Consider the following 16,884-nt stretch of genomic DNA (forward strand, 5'->3'; position numbering starts at 1 on the left):
TGGAAGCCTTTTTTATCTATTTCTTTTTAGTTTAATACTATCAATTGTTACATAAATTGGCCGATATCCTTTATTATCAATAATAAATGTAACAGGGTTAGGGCAAATCGTAGTGGCAGTATCAGTAGCTGGTGGAGTTAGGCCAGGTAAAGTCATAGAAGTTGAAAACCGCTTATATAAACAACTGATTGTTGGGAAGGAAAAACTAACCCAACAGTTTGATGATCGTGACAAACAACTCGAAGACGATGCGAATAAGTTAGAAGTTGAGCGCCAAGCGATTAAAGCGCGGATGGAAGAGCAAGCTAAAGCGCAACAGGTGCTTAAGCGGATTTCAGAGCAGCTAACTTTAACAGTTATGAACAGTTTAGAGCATCAATTAAGTTCCCCTAAACAAATGCTTGAACAATCCGGATTAACAGAGCCACAGGTTCTATTGCTCGATTTACTTTTGAACAAAGACCCTGATTTACGTCGTATCCGCCCTTTAGTCCAAAATATCTCTTGGTTGTATACCGACTTAGTTAATTTAATAAATAGTCCGGCATCAAGCCATAGAAGACCTCAACGTTCAGAAGTTAAGGTGACAGATATTAAGTTGGTACTCAATTATATTGGTATCGAAAACCTGCAAGCACTTGTCCCTTATTTTTGCTTGCGCAATTGGTTACCTGCTGGAAATGCTAATTTAGTGTGGACCACCAGAAAGTTATGGCGATATAGCATGATGACGGCTATAGCGGCAAAATCATTGGCAGTTTTACATGAAAAAGATGAAGCCCTGGTATATAGCGCTTCATTAATGAAACAGCTTGGTAGCGCAACCATATTGAATGCCAGCGCGCGCGAATTTGAAAAAACTTGGGGCTCTTGGCTTCGAGAAACAAGCGCGAAAGGGGATAAAAATCTTTATGACGCAGTGATGGCATCAGAATTTCCTGCCAATGAAGTGTTTGAAAAAGTGATGGCTCACGGTGAGCAATTAAACTGGCAAATGCTCGACTTACTTGAATTTGAAAACAGTAAGCTCACCAAACTATTAAAAGAGCTCGATTTCAACTATCACTTCAGTGAGTTTTCAGTGGAAAGCGCTATCGTGGCTAAAGCCAGTTGCTTTGTTAAAGTGCTTTTACTTGAAGAGTCTCGCCTAATCGAGCCACAAGAGAAGCGTCTGATGTTCGATTACTATGAATTTACCGAGCAAGAACTTATTAGGCTGAAAGCTCAAAACTATCGTAAGTTAGATCTAGTTTAACTATGGTTAGCTGTTCATCTCAGGCTTAATTATCTTGTGTAATTATGCACTTTTGCTGAATAGCTAACTATATTGAGCTCAAATAACTTTTTTTATGACTATTTATGCTGTGAATTAGCAATATAAGCACTTTGTATGCGCATTTTTCTCACTCTTTATTCACTAATCATTTAAGTAATGAATAGTTAACAGCTAAAAACTGGTATTTTGATCACATTTTAGCTAATAATGTCCTTCAAGTTAGACAAGCAACCGCTGCGATACTAAATCAAAATCAATACAGACAGCGGAATAGAGTGATTTTAAAATCACTTAATAACCAAAGGACGAAAAGTAATGAGCGTTGAAATGAACTTAACACGTGCCCAATTTGATGAAGTCATGGTGCCTAATTATGCGCCTGCAGCAGTAATTCCTGTTCGCGGTGAAGGTAGCCGAGTATGGGATCAACAAGGCAACGAGTTTATTGACTTTGCTGGTGGTATTGCGGTGAACTGTTTAGGTCATTGTCACCCAGCATTAGTTGGCGCGCTTAAAGAGCAGGGTGAAAAACTTTGGCATCTTTCAAATGTTATGACTAATGAACCAGCATTAGAGTTGGCTACAAAGTTAGTTAATGCAACATTTGCAGAACGTGTATATTTTGCAAACTCAGGTGCAGAAGCTAACGAAGCTGCACTAAAGCTTGCCCGTCGTTACGCACTTGAAAACCATGGCCCGCAAAAAGATCAAATCATTGCATTTGATAAAGCATTCCACGGCCGTACTTTCTTCACTGTAACTGTTGGTGGCCAAGCGGCTTACTCTGACGGTTTCGGCCCTAAACCACAAAGTGTTACTCATGTACCTTTTAACGATATTGCTGCATTAGAAGCAGTAATCTCTGACAACACATGCGCCATCATGCTTGAACCTCTTCAAGGTGAAGGCGGTATCATCAATGGTGATCCAGAATTCCTAAAAGCGGTACGTGCTTTAGCTGACAAGCATGACGCGTTAGTTATCTTCGATGAAGTACAAACAGGTGTTGGTCGTACTGGTGAGTTATTTGCTTACATGGGTACAGATATCGTTCCTGATATTTTAACTAGCGCTAAAGCGTTAGGCGGTGGATTCCCAATTGCAGCAATGCTAACGACTGCAAAAATTGCAACACATTTAAAAATTGGTACTCACGGTTCTACATACGGTGGTAACCCACTAGCTTGTGCTATTGGTAATGCTGTAATGGATGTGGTTAACACGCCAGAAGTACTTAATGGCGTTAAGCATCGTGAACAGTTATTCCGTGATGGTTTAGCTGCTATTAACGCAAAATATAATGTATTTGAAGAAGTACGTGGTCAAGGTATGTTACTTGGCGCAGTATTAAACGAGCAATACGCTGGTCGTAGCCGTGACTTCCTAGTTGCATCCGTTGCAGAAGGTTTAATGAGTCTGATTGCTGGTGCTAACGTTGTACGTTTTGCTCCTTCTCTTGTGATCCCAGAAGCTGATATCGCTGAAGGTTTAGCGCGTTTTGAACGTGCTGTAGCTAAAGTAGTAGCAGGTTAATTGATAAGATTGCGCAGCTATTATGGTTGCGCTTTTTTGTTTGGGTAACCAATGGAGTTAAGTGTTTGAACCTAGTGGGTTGAATGCTTGATTTTATATGGTGTTATTTAGGAGAGTTTGATGCTAATCATTCGACCAATTCGAGCCAGTGATTACGATGCTCTATACAAGGTAGCTGTTGAGTCTGGACATGGATTTACTTCCTTGCCAGTCAATGAAGAGCTATTGCGATCGAAAATCGCTCGTGCAGAAGCCTCTTTTTCCAAGCAAGTTGAAAAACCTTTCGATGAAGGTTATTTGATGGTGCTTGAAGATCTGAAAACCAATGAAGTTGTCGGTACCTGTGGTATTGAAGCGGCTGTTGGAATGGAAGATGCCTTTTATCATTACCGTTTAGGTACTGAAGTTTATCATTCAAAGCAAATCTCAGTTCGTAATGAAGTAGAAACTCTGACCCTGTGCCATGACTACACTGGCGCAGCAGAATTGTGCACTTTATTTTTGAACAAAGAATACCGCCGCGGTTATAACGGCCGCATGCTGTCACGTTCTCGCTTTTTGTTTTTAGCGCAACATGCACAACGTTTCGGTAGCACTGTTATTGCAGAAATGCGCGGTGTGAGTGATGAAAAGGGCGATTCGCCTTTTTATGAATGGTTACAAGATCATTTCCTCGGTATCGACTTTGTTGAAGCTGATTATTTATCAGGTCTTGGCAAAAAAGCTTTTATGGCTGAAATGATGCCGCGAAGCCCAATTCATGTTTGCCTACTGCCTAAAAAAGCGCAGAAGGTGATTGGTGAAGTTCATCGCAACACCAAACCAGCATTGAAACTGCTTCAAGCAGAAGGCTTTAAATTTAGAAATTACGTTGATATTTTTGACGGTGGTCCAACAGTTGAGTGTGCACTGAACGATATTCGTTCTGTTCAGCAAAGCAGAGAACTCACGGTGACTATCGGAAAAATGCCACATGCAGATCACCAGTACATTGTTGCCAATACATTGCTCGCGGATTACCGCGCGACAGCAGCAAAAATAAAGGTGTCAGATAAGCATGACAAAGTCACGCTAAGCCCAGAGTTGGCAGAAGCATTGAAAGTGGCAAATGGCGACAAAATTCGCGTACTAGAACTTTAGGACAGCACAAATGACACAATTTATTAAAGGCCAATGGTCTAATGGCGAAGGTCATGAAGTAACATCAGTTAATCCAGCTAACGGTGAGGTTATCTGGAGTGGTAAAACAGCTACTGCAGCACAGGTTAATACGGCAATAGATGCTGCTCGTGCAGCGCAATTTGATTGGTTCATGCTGGGTTATGATGCTCGTTTAGCTATTGTTGAAGCTTACCGCAGTGAGCTTGAAGCAAACAAAGCTGAACTTGCTGAAGTGATTGCTCAAGAAACGGGTAAGCCGCAGTGGGAAACTGCTACTGAAGTTGGTGCAATGATTGGTAAAATCGGACTATCTGCTGCTGCTCACGATAAGCGTACTGGTACTGAAACTAACGATATTCCGGCTGGGCGTGCGGTATTACGTCATAAACCACATGGTGTTGTTGCTGTATTTGGCCCTTATAACTTCCCAGGTCATTTGCCTAATGGTCATATTGTTCCTGCACTGCTTGCGGGTAACACGGTTGTATTTAAGCCATCAGAGTTGACCCCAAAAGTTGCCGAAGAAATGCTAAAACTTTGGGATAAAGCTGGTTTACCACAAGGGGTAATTAACCTTGTTCAAGGCGAACTAGAAACGGGTAAGGCGCTGGCTTCTCATCCGCAAATTGATGGTTTGTTTTTTACTGGTAGTTCTCGTACTGGTCATTTGCTGCATCAACAATATGCAGGGCACCCAGGTAAAATCTTAGCGCTTGAAATGGGTGGTAATAACCCATTAATCATTAAAGATGTTAAAGATACAAAAGCGGCTGTTCACGACATTATTCAGTCGGCATATATTTCTTCTGGTCAACGTTGTACTTGTGCTCGTCGTCTTTATATCGAACAAGGCGCTGCTGGTGATGCTTTAATTGAGCAGTTAATTGCTGCGATTAAGCAAATTAAAGTAGGAAGCTGGAATGCTCAACCGCAACCATTTATGGGCTCCATGATTTCAGAAGGCGCTGCGAAAGGCATGGTTGCAGCTCAAGCTGAGCTACAAGCCCTTGGCGGACAATCTTTAGTTGAGTTAACTCATGTTGAAGCGGGAACAGGCCTAGTTTCTCCTGGGTTAATTGATGTGACTGAAATTGCAGAGTTGCCAGATGAAGAATACTTTGGCCCATTGTTGCAGTTAGTGAGATATCAAGAATTCGATCAAGCCATTGATATGGCCAATAACACTCGTTATGGCTTGTCTGCTGGTATTTTAGCCGATAGTCGTGAAGATTATGATTACTTCTTAGCACGTATTCGCGCCGGTATTGTTAACTGGAATAAGCAGATTACTGGTGCTTCTGGTTCAGCGCCGTTTGGTGGTGTTGGCGCTTCAGGTAATCATCGCGCAAGTGCATTCTATGCTGCTGATTACTGTGCTTATCCTGTTGCTTCTGTTGAAGCTGACAGTGTGAGTTTACCAGCTAACTTAAGCCCAGGGCTTTCAATCTAACATAACCATGACTCTGCAAAGGCAATGACTCAGTCATTGCCTTTTTTATAAAGAAGGATTTTATTATGCATACCGACGTAAATGCTTTATTTGCTGCTTTATGGCAAGACTACATCAATATGACACCATCAGCAGACAGCATACATCAGTTACTTAGCAAAGGTGAGCCGATCATAAACGATCATATTGCTTTGAGAACGTTCAATATTGCTAAAGTGAACTTGTCAGTGTTAGCTGAACATTTTGAATCTATTGGTTATGTGGCTTGTGGTGATTACAACTTTGAACAAAAGAAGCTCATTGCAAAACACTTTGAGCATCCTGATGCGAATCAACCTAAAGTGTTTATTTCTGAGTTGTTAGTTGAAGAGTTTAGTGCAGAAGCTCAAGCTATTATCCATGGTTTGATTGAGCAAGTTGAAGTTGCTGCTACGAAAGCGGATAACTTCCTTTATTCAGGCCGTCACTGGAACGTAAACCTAGCGGACTATAAAACGCTGTTAGCTGAAAGTGAATATGCTGCTTGGGTTGCCGCTATTGGTTATCGTGCCAACCACTTCACTGTTTCGATTAATGCCTTGCCTGAATTTGAGCAAATTGAAGCGGTAAATGATGCCCTAAAAGGCGCTGGCTTTAAATTGAATACCTCGGGCGGTGAAGTGAAAGGGTCTGCTGAAGTGTTACTTGAGCAGTCTTCAACAATGGCTGACAGAATGATGGTGAGCTTTGAAGATGGTGAATTAGAAATTCCGACTTGCTTCTATGAGTTTGCTCGTCGTTATCCAATGGCTGATGGCAATTTGTATACCGGTTTTGTTGCTGCTTCTGCCGATAAGATTTTTGAAAGCACCAACGCGGCTGGCTAAATCAAGTTGATAGGGCTTCGGTATTACTGGTGTTCCATTAACGTTAAAAATACTAGTCAGCTTTATTAAAGTTAAAGCCACCTAATGTGATGATCAAAAAAACCTGAACAACTCATGATATATGAGTTGTTCAGGTTTTTTTAGTTTGAAGTCGCTCTAGATTAGCTAACTACGTTAGTTTTTACTTTGGGATTAGTAAATTCAATCGTCACTCTAAGGCCGCCTAAGCGTTCAGAACGGTTAAATGTCAAATTGTAACCATACTGCTCAATAATCTCTTTTACGATGGATAAGCCAAGCCCATGGCCTACTACAGCCTCATCTAATCGTTTTCCTCGGTTTGTTAACTGGCTGAGTTGATCATCATTTACACCAGGGCCGTCATCTTCGATAGTGAGATTGAGTGTTTGGCGATGACTAATATCAGACACGTTGATATCGACATAAATGCTCGATTCAGCCCATTTATAAGCGTTATCAAGTAAGTTACCAAATAATTCCATACCATCTTCTCGATGAATGGGCAGACGGCTGATATCAGCAAGAATGTTCACTGCACAGTCAATCCGCTTATGATGATGTACCTTGTCCAAGGTACTGATGAGTGCTTCAAAGTCTCTCGGAATGACCATTTGTGCCGCTGGGAGCATGTCGCCAGTAATTCTTGCTGCTGCGAGTTTTCGTTCAATCATATTACGGATTTGGTCGAGCTGCTGTTGCATCGCTTCGGCGGTTTCAGGGTTTGATAACCCTAATACTTCAACTTGTTGCTGCATGACTGCAAGTGGAGTTTTTAAGCCATGACTTAAATTGCCGAGATTATTGCGGCTTCGCTCAATTTGATTGGCTGTATAATCTAATAACTCGTTATAGGTTTCTGCTAAGGGTTTTATTTCTACTGGAATTTGATTAATTTCCAGAGAGTTAATTTCACCTTGTCGCAGTTTGGCCAAAGAGTCTTGAATAGACTTAACTGGTTTAAATGATTGTCTGATGATGATAAAAATACCGCAAATCATTGCCAGTAACATGGCAATATTTATTGCTAGTTTAGTGCCAAACACCTCGCTGAACACTCGCCTACCAATACTCAAATCTTGTGCAACGGTTAGGGTTGCGATTTTTTCACCGCTAGTGGAACCTATACCTATGGATAATAACTGCATGTCATTATTTTTAGGCCCTTTAGCTTGCCACACTCGAGTTTGGTTTTGCTGAAGTAGTTCAATATCGAGTTGGACATCCCAGAGGGAGCGAGAGCGAATAACTTGGCTTTCTGAGTTAAATTGAAAGTAGCGCCCGGAATATGCGGGTTTATAAAAGCTTGAAAGCTCATTCTGGTCGATGATGATTTCACCAGCATTAATATGACTGGCCAAAATGATGTGTTCTAAATCTTCTTCAAGGCGATTAATAATGGAGTCGTGGAAGGCTTGACGCAGCATGGACTCAAACAATATGAGCCCAATGACGGTTGCAATAATAATGAGCGCACTAAGCCATAAGCTTAGTTTACTGCGGATTGATATCATTCCACTATGCCGTGAAAGATATATCCTTGACCACGACGAGTTTCAATAGCCGTTTTACCGAGCTTCTTACGTAAATGAGTAACGTAGACTTCAACGACATTTGACTCTTTTTCATCATCAAATTGGTATAGCTTGTCAGTCAGTTGGGCTTTTGAGAGTAACTTTTTAGGCGACATTAGGAAGATTTTCAATAATCTGAATTCCATTGCCGTGAGCTCAAAATGGTTCTCACCAATATGTACTCTTTGTTCAGCTTCATCTAACGTAATACCACCATAGCTCAATTGCTTCGAAGAGGTATTTAACCGGCCATGGGCACGGTGTATAAGGGCTTGAACTCGGGCTAATAACTCTTGAGCGTGGAAAGGTTTGCCAAGGTAGTCATCAGCGCCAGCATTGAAACCTTCAACTTTCTCATGCCACTGGCTACGAGCTGTCAGCATGATAACCGGTGTATCAATGCCTTTTTCACGCCAAGATTGTACTAGCGTTAAGCCATTACCATCAGGCAAGCCAATGTCTAAAATAACACAGTCGTATTGGGTTTCTTTAATCAGATAGTCTGCTTCAACAGCTTTATCAGTCACGTCGGTGACGTAGCCTGCTTGTTTAAGTTGTTTTTCAAGTTCAGCAACTAAAAGGGTATTATCTTCAACGAGTAACAGTTTCATTTATTCGGCATTCACTTGGTAGTTGGTCAATAGACTCTGGCATTCCATTTGTTGCATCGATATTTAAATGGACAACATGCCCTTTTTTTAACTTCAATTGTAAATCATAACGCCATTTATCATCCTCTTGATAGAGGCTGGCATCAATTAATTCACCATGACAGTATTGTGCAAGTAAAGTAAGGGAATAATCAAGTGACCGAATGCTACCAGATGTGACCAAGCGCTGAACTTCATCATGTTGAAGCTCGTTTGTTATTGCATTTGATACTGGAGTGAGAGTAAATGCAAATAAACTGAAACAAAACGCTGGCAGCAGCCTCATTGGAACGACTCCCATAAAAAAAGTGATAATTAGATTGACTAATTATCACTTTAATTAATTACTCTTAAATCAAGCTGAAGCTTAACTTAACGCGTTCCATATACGACTATAGTTTTACCGTGTGCTTGAATAAGGTTCTGTTCTTCAAGCATTTTTAAAATACGGCCAACGGTTTCACGCGAACAACCTACAATCTGACCAATCTCTTGACGAGTGATCTTAATTTGCATGCCATCAGGGTGAGTCATTGCATCAGGCTGTTTTGCTAGATGTAATAATGTTTGCGCAATTCTTCCAGCAACGTCTAAGAATGCTAAATCACCTACTTTTTGGCTAGTGCTTTGCAAGCGGTAAGCCATTTGAGCAGTAAGCTTCATTAGGATTTCAGGGTTAACCTGAATCAGTTGCTTGAATTTTTTGTAAGAAATTTCTGCAATTTCACATGGTTGTTTTGCTCGAACCCAAGCAGTACGTTCTGCTTGCTCTTCGAATAAACCAAGTTCACCGATGAAATCACCTTGATTAAGGTAAGAAAGGATCATCTCTTTACCTTCTTCATCTTTAATCAATACAGCGACTGAACCCTTTACTATGTAGTAAAGCGTATCAGACTCTTCACCTGCATGTATCAAGGTGCTTTTCGCTGGGTATTTATGGATGTGACAGTGTGAAAGAAACCACTCCAAAGTTGGATCAGGTTTAGGCTTGCCAATCAGAGCCATGTTTATTTCCTCGATTGATAAAATGAAAGTAAGGACTATCTAATAAAGTAATTGTACTTGACTTGTAGCAGCAAAACCTTGATGAAGATCGAGTTTAACATTATGAAAAATGCTACAAAGGCACTATTAACTTATTAAATTAAAGATTTATTTTTGCTACTTTAGGTAACTATGTCAATCTAATTTAGTGGCTGTTAAATTATTTGGCAAGTACTTAAGCTACTAAAAAATACATATTTTGTGTGTTTTTTGTGCTTTAGATGGGTTAATTTACATTAATTTGCAGATTTAAACTGGTTTCAATTATTGTAAAAGGGCCAATTGATAGTTATTGTTAATTCGATTATCAAAGTGAAGTAAAGTCGTAGGGGTTGATTTGAAATATTCTCAAAAGCTATTAAATGTAGGGCTTGCATGCTCATTATTTATGCTTGGTAGTGCTACTCAGCCTGCTCATGCTTTTTCTATCCCTGCCTCAGTAGAATCTCAAGCAGAATCCAAACTGGTTCATATTCAGTTAAGAGCCGCTGATGGCAATGCTGATGCCCAGTTTTTATTAGGGTTAATGAATTTGGCTGGTAGATTTGTCGAACAAGATACTGAACAAGGCCTTTATTGGGTCGAACAAGCTGCACTGCAAGATCATATTAAAGCCCAGCAAACCATTGCAGACTTATCATTCGAGGGTAAGTTATTACCAAGAAACTTAGAAGTTGCTGAGCAGTGGTATCAAACCTTGGCTCAGCATGGTGACCAACGGGCACATTTTCGTTTAGGTTTTATTTATTCAGCTGGTGGCGATGGTGTTGAGCGTAATTGTGGCAAGGCATTAGAGCAGTTCAACCAAGTAGGTGACACTATTGCACTAGGTAATGTGGCTTGGATTTTAGCCACTTGCCCAGAAGCACAGTATCGAGATGGTTCAAGAGCTGTAGAGTTAGCGTTAAAATTACTTGAGCGTGATTCTAATGACCCTACCAATTTAGACAACCTAGCGGCTGGTTATGCCGAAATGGGTGAGTTTGAATTAGCTGTTGATACGCAGCAAAAAGCGATTGAGGCACTGAAGCAAGATCCTGAAGTTGCCCTCAGTGACGAATTTAATATGCGTCTTGAACAATACCGTCAAGGTCAAGCATATCGTGAAATTATTCCGTTAATGAATTAAGCGTAAGTTTGATCTTATTAGCTAATATTAATTGGCTACTTAGTATTAATCATCAAACGGCCACTTGGCCGTTTTTTGCTTTTGTAACCGCAATAACCTTTCTATTTATCTAACCCAAATTCAGCTTATCTATATTATTTCTTAACAGATTTTCCCGATCACGCATTTGTTGCCTATGCTTGATAGAGATTAAGGATGAACTCTACACCGAATTTATGCTTGTGGTTCATTTCGCTTATAGGGGTATAGGATGAATCAAAGACTAAAACTATATCAACTAACCGTTATCTTCAGCTTATTATTTTCGCTTATGGGCTTTTCGTACAATGTGTGGCGGATGGAAATTACCGAACATAATAGTAATGTGAGAACGGCCTGTTTTGAAATGCTATTGGAGTTGGCGCAGCTGCAACAATTGGTTTATACCGCTCACTATGATCAAGACCTAAAACTAGGCAGTCCAAGAGTCGGATGGGTGAAGGTCGGCTTGATTGAGGACTTAAGTAGTTTGACAGGAGTATCTGTTATTAAGTCGTCAAAGCAATTAACTCAAGTGTGGTCAAATCAGTGGCAAGATATGGCTGAAAATGAAATAGCTGCAAATGAAATTATAGAACAGGTGGATATCGTTCGGGCTGATATAAAGCTGTTGTTAGTATCACTCAACTAGCGGTGAGTGAACTTAACGATGTTAAGCTTGATTTACAACGTTTTAAATTGCTAAGGGGATTAAAAAGGGGTTTGCTGATATGCCCAAGTGCGCTAACAGATAAAGATGGGGGAATTAACACCCATGAGCACATCAACTATCGTTCTTTCGCCTGAAGTCCCGATAACGAGAATGATATAGGCCATGGCTTAAACCAAGCTTAAACAGTAACAACTTATTTACCGTAAATATGCACCTCGTTCTAATGCTGATAATAGCGCTCTTTTCTGTCCTAATACATAAGCATAATCATTTATTTAGGCGTTTTCCGCGGCTTTTTTATGCATGAGTTCTTTAATTAATGGGGTTAAGATTAACTCCATTGCTAATGACATCTTTCCGCCAGGAACCACTAAGGTGTTTACTCGGGACATGAATGAACCTTCAATCATGCTGAGGTAATACGGGAAGTCGACATTATTAATGTCGCGAAAACGAATAACAACGAAGCTTTCATCTAGACTAGGAATATCTTTGGCGCTAAATGGGTTAGAAGTATCAACTGTCGGTACGCGCTGGAAGTTGATGTGCGTTCGCGAAAATTGCGGTGTCATATGTTTAATATAATCATCCATGCTGCGAACAATTGAGCCCATCACCTTTTCGCGGCTATGGCCTCTATCGGAAGTATCTCGAATGATCTTTTGAATCCATTCTAAATTGACAATCGGTACCATGCCAATAAGCAAATCAACATGCTTAGCGACATTAGCATCTTCGGTGACAACGCCGCCATGCAAACCTTCATAATAAAGCATATCGGTGTTTTCTGGCAGTGGGTGCCATTGGGTAAAAGTCCCAGGCATTTGGTTAAATGGCACTGCTTCATCAAAGGTATGTAAATAGCTGCGGGTTTGGCCCTGGCCCGTGTCTGAGTAACTTTGAAAGCACTCTTCAAGTTTGACAAAGTTATTGGCCTCTGGGCCAAAATAGCTAATATTACGATTTTCAGCTTGAGACTTACGGATCAAAACTTCCATTTCTGCACGGGTGAAGTTGTGAAAACTATCACCTTCGATAAAGGCAGCATTGATGCCGAGTTGACGAAAGATATGAGTAAATGCAGTTGTCGTTGTTGTTGTGCCAGCTCCAGAGGAACCAGTAACAGCAATTATGGGATGTTTTGTTGACATTTATCCTACCTAGATCAAACGTGAAAATTAGCTAAATAACTGAGACAGTTCAGTGTTTTATCGTTCTGCTCATCGTTAACACTTTCATGATTAAACTTGAAGAAAAACAGACTCTATTTATACGGGGTGAATCGATTGAGGTCAATCTTACAATGTTAATCGGCCTCTACCGTCGGGTAAATGATTTGATCTTTATGTCTTATAGCAATTGATTCGTCTTCCTCGCTGAATTCAACTTTGAGTTCACCTTGTTTGAGAGATTGTTTACATTTCTCAATAGCTGCTTCAATCTGATGATCGTCTAATTGGCCAAAGGAGCCGTCTTCTACCTGAGTTAATAAGTACTCTTTAATCAGGTTGTTGAGGGTTTCTTGTGGCAATTGCAGCAGTGCTTCGTATGGAATTAGCATAAATTAACTCTTAATAACTTAACTTTTAATAAATTGAATGATGCGGGATTCTAGGTAAAAAGTTGGTTTCCAAGGTACGCCACCTGAGATAAAGCCTACATGCCCACCATTTTTATGAAGCTCATATTGAACATGTTCAGATAATTCTGCGTTCGACGGGATAACTGCATCAGTCATAAAGGGATCGTCCTGAGCATGAATGACTAATGTCGACTTCTTAACATGCTTTAAAAATGGTTTACCACTTGCCCGTGTATAGTAATCAAAAACATCACTAAATCCATGCAGCGGGGCTGTTACTTTATCATCAAATAGATGAAAGGTTGTTAAGTTATCAATTTCTTTGGCAGTAACAGGCATGTCGCTCGTTAATTGCGCTTCAGCCACTTTTGCCTGCATTTTACCTTGTAGCTGTTTAATTAAATGCTGTTGATACACGGTTGAGAAGCCGTTTTCTAACTTTTTAGCGCAAGCAGCTAGACATAACGGCGCAGACACGATTATGGTTTTTTCTAACAGGCTGTTGCTTCCTTGTTCACCTTGATATTTAGCTAAGACATTACCGCCGAGACTATAACCAACTGCATATAATGGTGAATCGGGATATTGTTGCTTTAACTGGGTGAGGGTGAAGTGAATATCTTGGGTATCGCCGCTATGATAACTACGTGCTAGTCGATTAGGTTCGCCAGAGCAACTACGATGATGATGTACCACAGCGCATAGGCTATTATCTTTGGCAGTTTGTAGCATTCGACGAACATAGTGAGAGTCACTACTACCTTCAAGACCATGCAAAATGACTAGAATCGCTTGACCGTTAATAGCTTCTCCTACCCAATCTAAATCAATGAAATCACCATCAGGTAGCTCTTGTCGCTGTCTAGAAACTGCTGGTTTGTCCACTTTGAAAAATACGGGTAAAATCGTTTGAATATGGGCACTTGCAGCCCACCATGGTGGAGAGAAAAGCTTTTTCATATGGGTATTTTATATGCAATAGTTTGTTAATATTCAAACGTGTGTTTAAATGTTGGTTGAGTTCACTTTACCATAGATGCTTTTATGGCAACAAATGCGGCATTTTGAGTTTTGCTTTGCACTAACGGAAATCAATAATAGAAAAGGGATAACAATGAAAAGAAGAACCTTTTTAACCGGTGCGTTTACTGGTACAGCTGCGCTCGCATTAGGGGTGAGTTTATATACCCCTGAAGTGACTGACAGTCCTGATGATACCCACCGTCTATTATTTGGTGTGCTAATACCCGTTTTTATGGATGGTGCGCTACCTGAGGTTGCTAACTACCGCGAAGCATTTCTTAATAGAACCATAAACGCGATCAATCAAACCATCAGTGTATTGCCTGAGCACCAAAAGCAAGAGTTAGAGCAATTACTGACGATGCTTGAGTCAAGGTTTGGCTTGCTGATCCTCACCAGTAGTATTACACCGCTGATGTTAAGAACGCCTGAGCAGTTAAATGAAATGTTAGAACATTGGCGACATCATTTTCTTGAGATGATGCAAACTGCGTATATAGGTCTGCGAGAACTCATCATATCTAGTTATTACGCTTGCCCCGAGCATTGGGGACGCCTTCATTACGCTAAGCCTACTTTTTTAGATGCCTAAGCTGTTTGTATTTTCAAAAAATATTAATTCTGGAGTAACAAATGGCTGCAAATATCATTGATCCGATTACCACTGGTTTAGCTGCGGGTTGGCAGCACATAGATGCTAATCAACTCACTGAGAATCAACACTTTGAAGCTGATGTAGTGATAGTTGGCACAGGGGCTGGCGGCGGCACAGCTGCTGAAATCCTCACTGAAGCTGGACTCAGTGTCATTATGGTTGAAGGTGGACCATTGAAATCTTCTAGTGACTTTAATATGGAAGAACGAAAAGCTTATCCTGATTTATACCAACAAGCTGCAGCAATGAAAACTTCAGATAAAGGTATTGGCATATTTCAAGGTAGAAGTGTTGGTGGGTCAACGACTGTTAACTGGACGACTTCAATCAGAACGCCAAGTAACGCATTAGATTTTTGGGAAAAAGAAAAGTCTGTAACAGGACTATCTGCCGAGTCATTAAAGCCTTGGTTTGAAAAAATGGAAACCAGACTTAATATTAGTGAATGGCAGTTTCAGCCTAATTTGAATAATGCCGCTTTAAAGGAAGGCTGTGAGAAACTGGGTTGGGATTACACTGTCATTAAGCGCAATGTGAAAGGCTGTTGGAATACTGGCTACTGCGGTATGGGGTGCCCGGTAAATGCTAAACAGTCAATGTTAGTGACCACAATCCCCAGTGCGTTAGAGCAAGGTGCAACCTTAATCTCGAATGCCAAAGTGATTGATTTAAAACATAAAGGGGATAAAGTTGCAGGCCTGTCGGCTAAAGCGCAATCGAGCAGCTCAAGCGCAGCTACACTGACTTTCAGCGCTAAACACTACATTTTAAGCGCTGGTGCAATTCATACGCCGACTATTTTAATGCGCGCTAACACGCCTGATCCACATAAACTACTCGGTAAGACTTTTTTACATCCTACCCTACTGTCAGGCAGTATTTTTGATAAACAAATTGATGGTCATAGCGGCGCGCCGCAATCGATATACTCAGATGAGTTCGTGTGGCGAGATGGTGCAGCGGGCGAGATGGGTTATAAGCTTGAAGTGCCGCCAATTCATCCAGTGCTGATTGCTTCGAAAACTATAGGTTACGGCCGAAGTCATGCAGAGTTAATGAGCCATTTTAATAACCTGCAAGTGATGATAGCACTAGTCAGAGACGGCTACTCAAACCAAAGCCCTGGTGGTCAAGTTAGGCTCACTGATAGAGGGTTTTCGCTCGATTATCCACTGGAACAACCTTTTTGGGATACTGCAAGACGTGCTTTTGCCACTATGGCTGAATTGCAATTTGCTGCTGGTGCTAAAAAAGTGTTGCCAATTAACGATGGTGTTGAGATGCAGCTTAACTGGGCGCAAGCTAAAGAAACGATTAATACTATGGATATTGGTCTACTTAAAACCATTGTTGCCTCAGCACATGTCATGGGCGGTTGTGCAATGGGTGAAGATAGAGCGCTGTCGATGATCAACAGTGAAGGTCAATCTCATTATTTTGAAAACTTATCAGTGATGGATGGCTCTATGTTTCCAACCAGCCTAGGTGCTAATCCACAATTATCTATTTATGGCATAGTCGCAAGAAATGCGACCTTACTTGCTGAACGTTTAACTGCTAAAACCTAGTAATAAAAATAGCTGAAAATGTAACTAAGCTAAACTTTATAAACCGACTGTAACCAGTCGGTTTTTTGCTATTAGAAACCAGACAAAAATCACTCAGTTTTATGACATTTTTATTAAATATGAGCTTTTGTATATATATGTAATTGCATATATTCGCTTTTGCGTATATCTTTGTCGCGTATCTTTTCATTGCAAAATGTCGTCACCGTTTTTTTTATTCTGAGCGTTCTTAGTCAGTGATATATCAATGCTGCACTATTTAAATCAGGCTAATGAATCAAAAGAACGGTGGGGGATTAAAGAGGTTACCCATGAAAGCCTGCGTGTTCTTTAAATGTTTAGCTGATGAGACTCGATTAAAGAGTTTAATTCTAATCTCGCTCAATAAAGAGTTGTGTGTTTGTGAGTTAATGGCGGCACTTGATGATAGCCAGCCAAAGGTGTCACGACACTTAGCTTTGTTGCGCAGAGAAGGCCTATTAACCGACAGAAGGCACGGGCAATGGGTGTTTTACCGCCTTAATGACACGTTACCACAGTGGGCTAAAGACGTTGTCATTCAGACTGCATTTGGCAATAAGTTATCTATTGAACCTTATGTAAAGCGACTAGCTGACATGGTCAACAGACCCAACTGTAATAGATGCTAGATGCTAGATGC

Annotated in this window: 17 protein-coding genes; 10 read left to right on the plus strand and 7 right to left on the minus strand. The window is 40.7% G+C overall.

Going from position 1 to position 16,884, the window contains the following annotated elements:
- The first annotated feature begins 112 nt into the window (after nt 1–112).
- The 5 genes from K5Q58_RS02545 to K5Q58_RS02565 all read left to right on the plus strand — a co-directional run bounded on the left by K5Q58_RS02545 (nt 113) and on the right by K5Q58_RS02565 (nt 6,286).
- Nucleotides 113–1,255, plus strand: coding sequence for an HDOD domain-containing protein (locus K5Q58_RS02545; RefSeq protein WP_220752214.1), 1,143 nt, complete (start codon nt 113–115; stop codon nt 1,253–1,255).
- 336 nt (nt 1,256–1,591) lie between these two features.
- A complete protein-coding gene (locus tag K5Q58_RS02550) occupies nt 1,592–2,809 on the plus strand; it encodes an aspartate aminotransferase family protein (RefSeq protein WP_220752216.1) in 1,218 nt (405 codons plus the stop codon).
- Nucleotides 2,810–2,929: 120 nt separating this feature from the next.
- Nucleotides 2,930–3,949: an arginine N-succinyltransferase gene (gene astA / locus K5Q58_RS02555; protein WP_220752218.1), complete on the plus strand. Its 1,020-nt coding sequence runs from the start codon at nt 2,930–2,932 to the stop codon at nt 3,947–3,949.
- A 10-nt stretch (nt 3,950–3,959) separates the two neighbouring features.
- Complete coding sequence (gene astD / locus K5Q58_RS02560) at nt 3,960–5,420, plus strand: succinylglutamate-semialdehyde dehydrogenase (protein WP_220752220.1); 1,461 nt, start codon at nt 3,960–3,962, stop codon at nt 5,418–5,420.
- Nucleotides 5,421–5,485: 65 nt separating this feature from the next.
- Nucleotides 5,486–6,286, plus strand: coding sequence for a DUF1338 domain-containing protein (locus K5Q58_RS02565; RefSeq protein WP_220752221.1), 801 nt, complete (start codon nt 5,486–5,488; stop codon nt 6,284–6,286).
- A gap of 161 nt (nt 6,287–6,447) precedes the next feature.
- Here the strand turns inward: K5Q58_RS02565 and K5Q58_RS02570 are convergent, their stop codons facing one another.
- The 4 genes from K5Q58_RS02570 to crp form a co-directional block, all read right to left on the minus strand.
- Nucleotides 6,448–7,818 carry an ATP-binding protein gene (locus tag K5Q58_RS02570; RefSeq protein WP_220752223.1) on the minus strand — a complete coding sequence of 457 codons (1,371 nt, stop codon included), beginning with the start codon at nt 7,816–7,818 and terminating at the stop codon, nt 6,448–6,450.
- Complete coding sequence (locus K5Q58_RS02575) at nt 7,815–8,489, minus strand: response regulator transcription factor (RefSeq protein WP_102529218.1); 675 nt, start codon at nt 8,487–8,489, stop codon at nt 7,815–7,817. Before K5Q58_RS02575 ends, K5Q58_RS02570 begins: the two co-directional genes overlap by 4 nt.
- A complete protein-coding gene (locus tag K5Q58_RS02580) occupies nt 8,470–8,814 on the minus strand; it encodes a PepSY domain-containing protein (protein WP_220752224.1) in 345 nt (114 codons plus the stop codon). The genes K5Q58_RS02575 and K5Q58_RS02580 overlap by 20 nt, the downstream gene beginning before the upstream one ends.
- An 86-nt stretch (nt 8,815–8,900) precedes the next feature.
- Nucleotides 8,901–9,536, minus strand: a complete 636-nt coding sequence (crp, locus tag K5Q58_RS02585; protein ID WP_055024942.1) for a cAMP-activated global transcriptional regulator CRP — start codon at nt 9,534–9,536, stop codon at nt 8,901–8,903.
- Between the two features lie 376 nt (nt 9,537–9,912).
- Between crp and K5Q58_RS02590 the strand changes: the two genes are divergently transcribed.
- Nucleotides 9,913–10,704, plus strand: coding sequence for a sel1 repeat family protein (locus tag K5Q58_RS02590; protein WP_374758471.1), 792 nt, complete (start codon nt 9,913–9,915; stop codon nt 10,702–10,704).
- Nucleotides 10,705–10,954: 250 nt separating this feature from the next.
- Entirely contained in the window at nt 10,955–11,374 is a 420-nt protein-coding gene (locus K5Q58_RS02595) for a hypothetical protein (protein ID WP_220752226.1), read from the plus strand.
- 296 nt (nt 11,375–11,670) lie between these two features.
- On the opposite strand, the gene K5Q58_RS02600 is transcribed toward K5Q58_RS02595, so the two are convergent.
- The 3 genes from K5Q58_RS02600 to K5Q58_RS02610 all read right to left on the minus strand — a co-directional run bounded on the left by K5Q58_RS02600 (nt 11,671) and on the right by K5Q58_RS02610 (nt 13,937).
- Entirely contained in the window at nt 11,671–12,546 is an 876-nt protein-coding gene (locus K5Q58_RS02600; protein ID WP_220752228.1) for a phosphoribulokinase, read from the minus strand.
- A gap of 155 nt (nt 12,547–12,701) precedes the next feature.
- Complete coding sequence (locus K5Q58_RS02605; protein ID WP_220752230.1) at nt 12,702–12,956, minus strand: YheU family protein; 255 nt, start codon at nt 12,954–12,956, stop codon at nt 12,702–12,704.
- A gap of 18 nt (nt 12,957–12,974) precedes the next feature.
- On the minus strand, nt 12,975–13,937 hold the full coding sequence (locus K5Q58_RS02610; protein WP_220752231.1) for a hydrolase: 963 nt from the start codon (nt 13,935–13,937) through the stop codon (nt 12,975–12,977).
- A gap of 154 nt (nt 13,938–14,091) precedes the next feature.
- On the opposite strand from K5Q58_RS02610, the gene K5Q58_RS02615 reads away from it, so the two are divergent.
- The 3 genes from K5Q58_RS02615 (at nt 14,092) to K5Q58_RS02625 (ending at nt 16,873) form a co-directional block, all read left to right on the plus strand.
- Nucleotides 14,092–14,592: a TAT leader-containing periplasmic protein gene (locus tag K5Q58_RS02615; RefSeq protein ID WP_220752233.1), complete on the plus strand. Its 501-nt coding sequence runs from the start codon at nt 14,092–14,094 to the stop codon at nt 14,590–14,592.
- 41 nt (nt 14,593–14,633) lie between these two features.
- Complete coding sequence (locus K5Q58_RS02620) at nt 14,634–16,223, plus strand: GMC family oxidoreductase (RefSeq protein ID WP_220752235.1); 1,590 nt, start codon at nt 14,634–14,636, stop codon at nt 16,221–16,223.
- 311 nt (nt 16,224–16,534) lie between these two features.
- Nucleotides 16,535–16,873, plus strand: coding sequence for a metalloregulator ArsR/SmtB family transcription factor (locus K5Q58_RS02625; protein ID WP_220752237.1), 339 nt, complete (start codon nt 16,535–16,537; stop codon nt 16,871–16,873).
- The last annotated feature ends 11 nt before the right edge of the window (nt 16,874–16,884 follow it).

Source organism: Shewanella sp. KT0246 (genome assembly GCF_019654955.1).
Taxonomy (GTDB): domain Bacteria; phylum Pseudomonadota; class Gammaproteobacteria; order Enterobacterales; family Shewanellaceae; genus Shewanella; species Shewanella goraebulensis.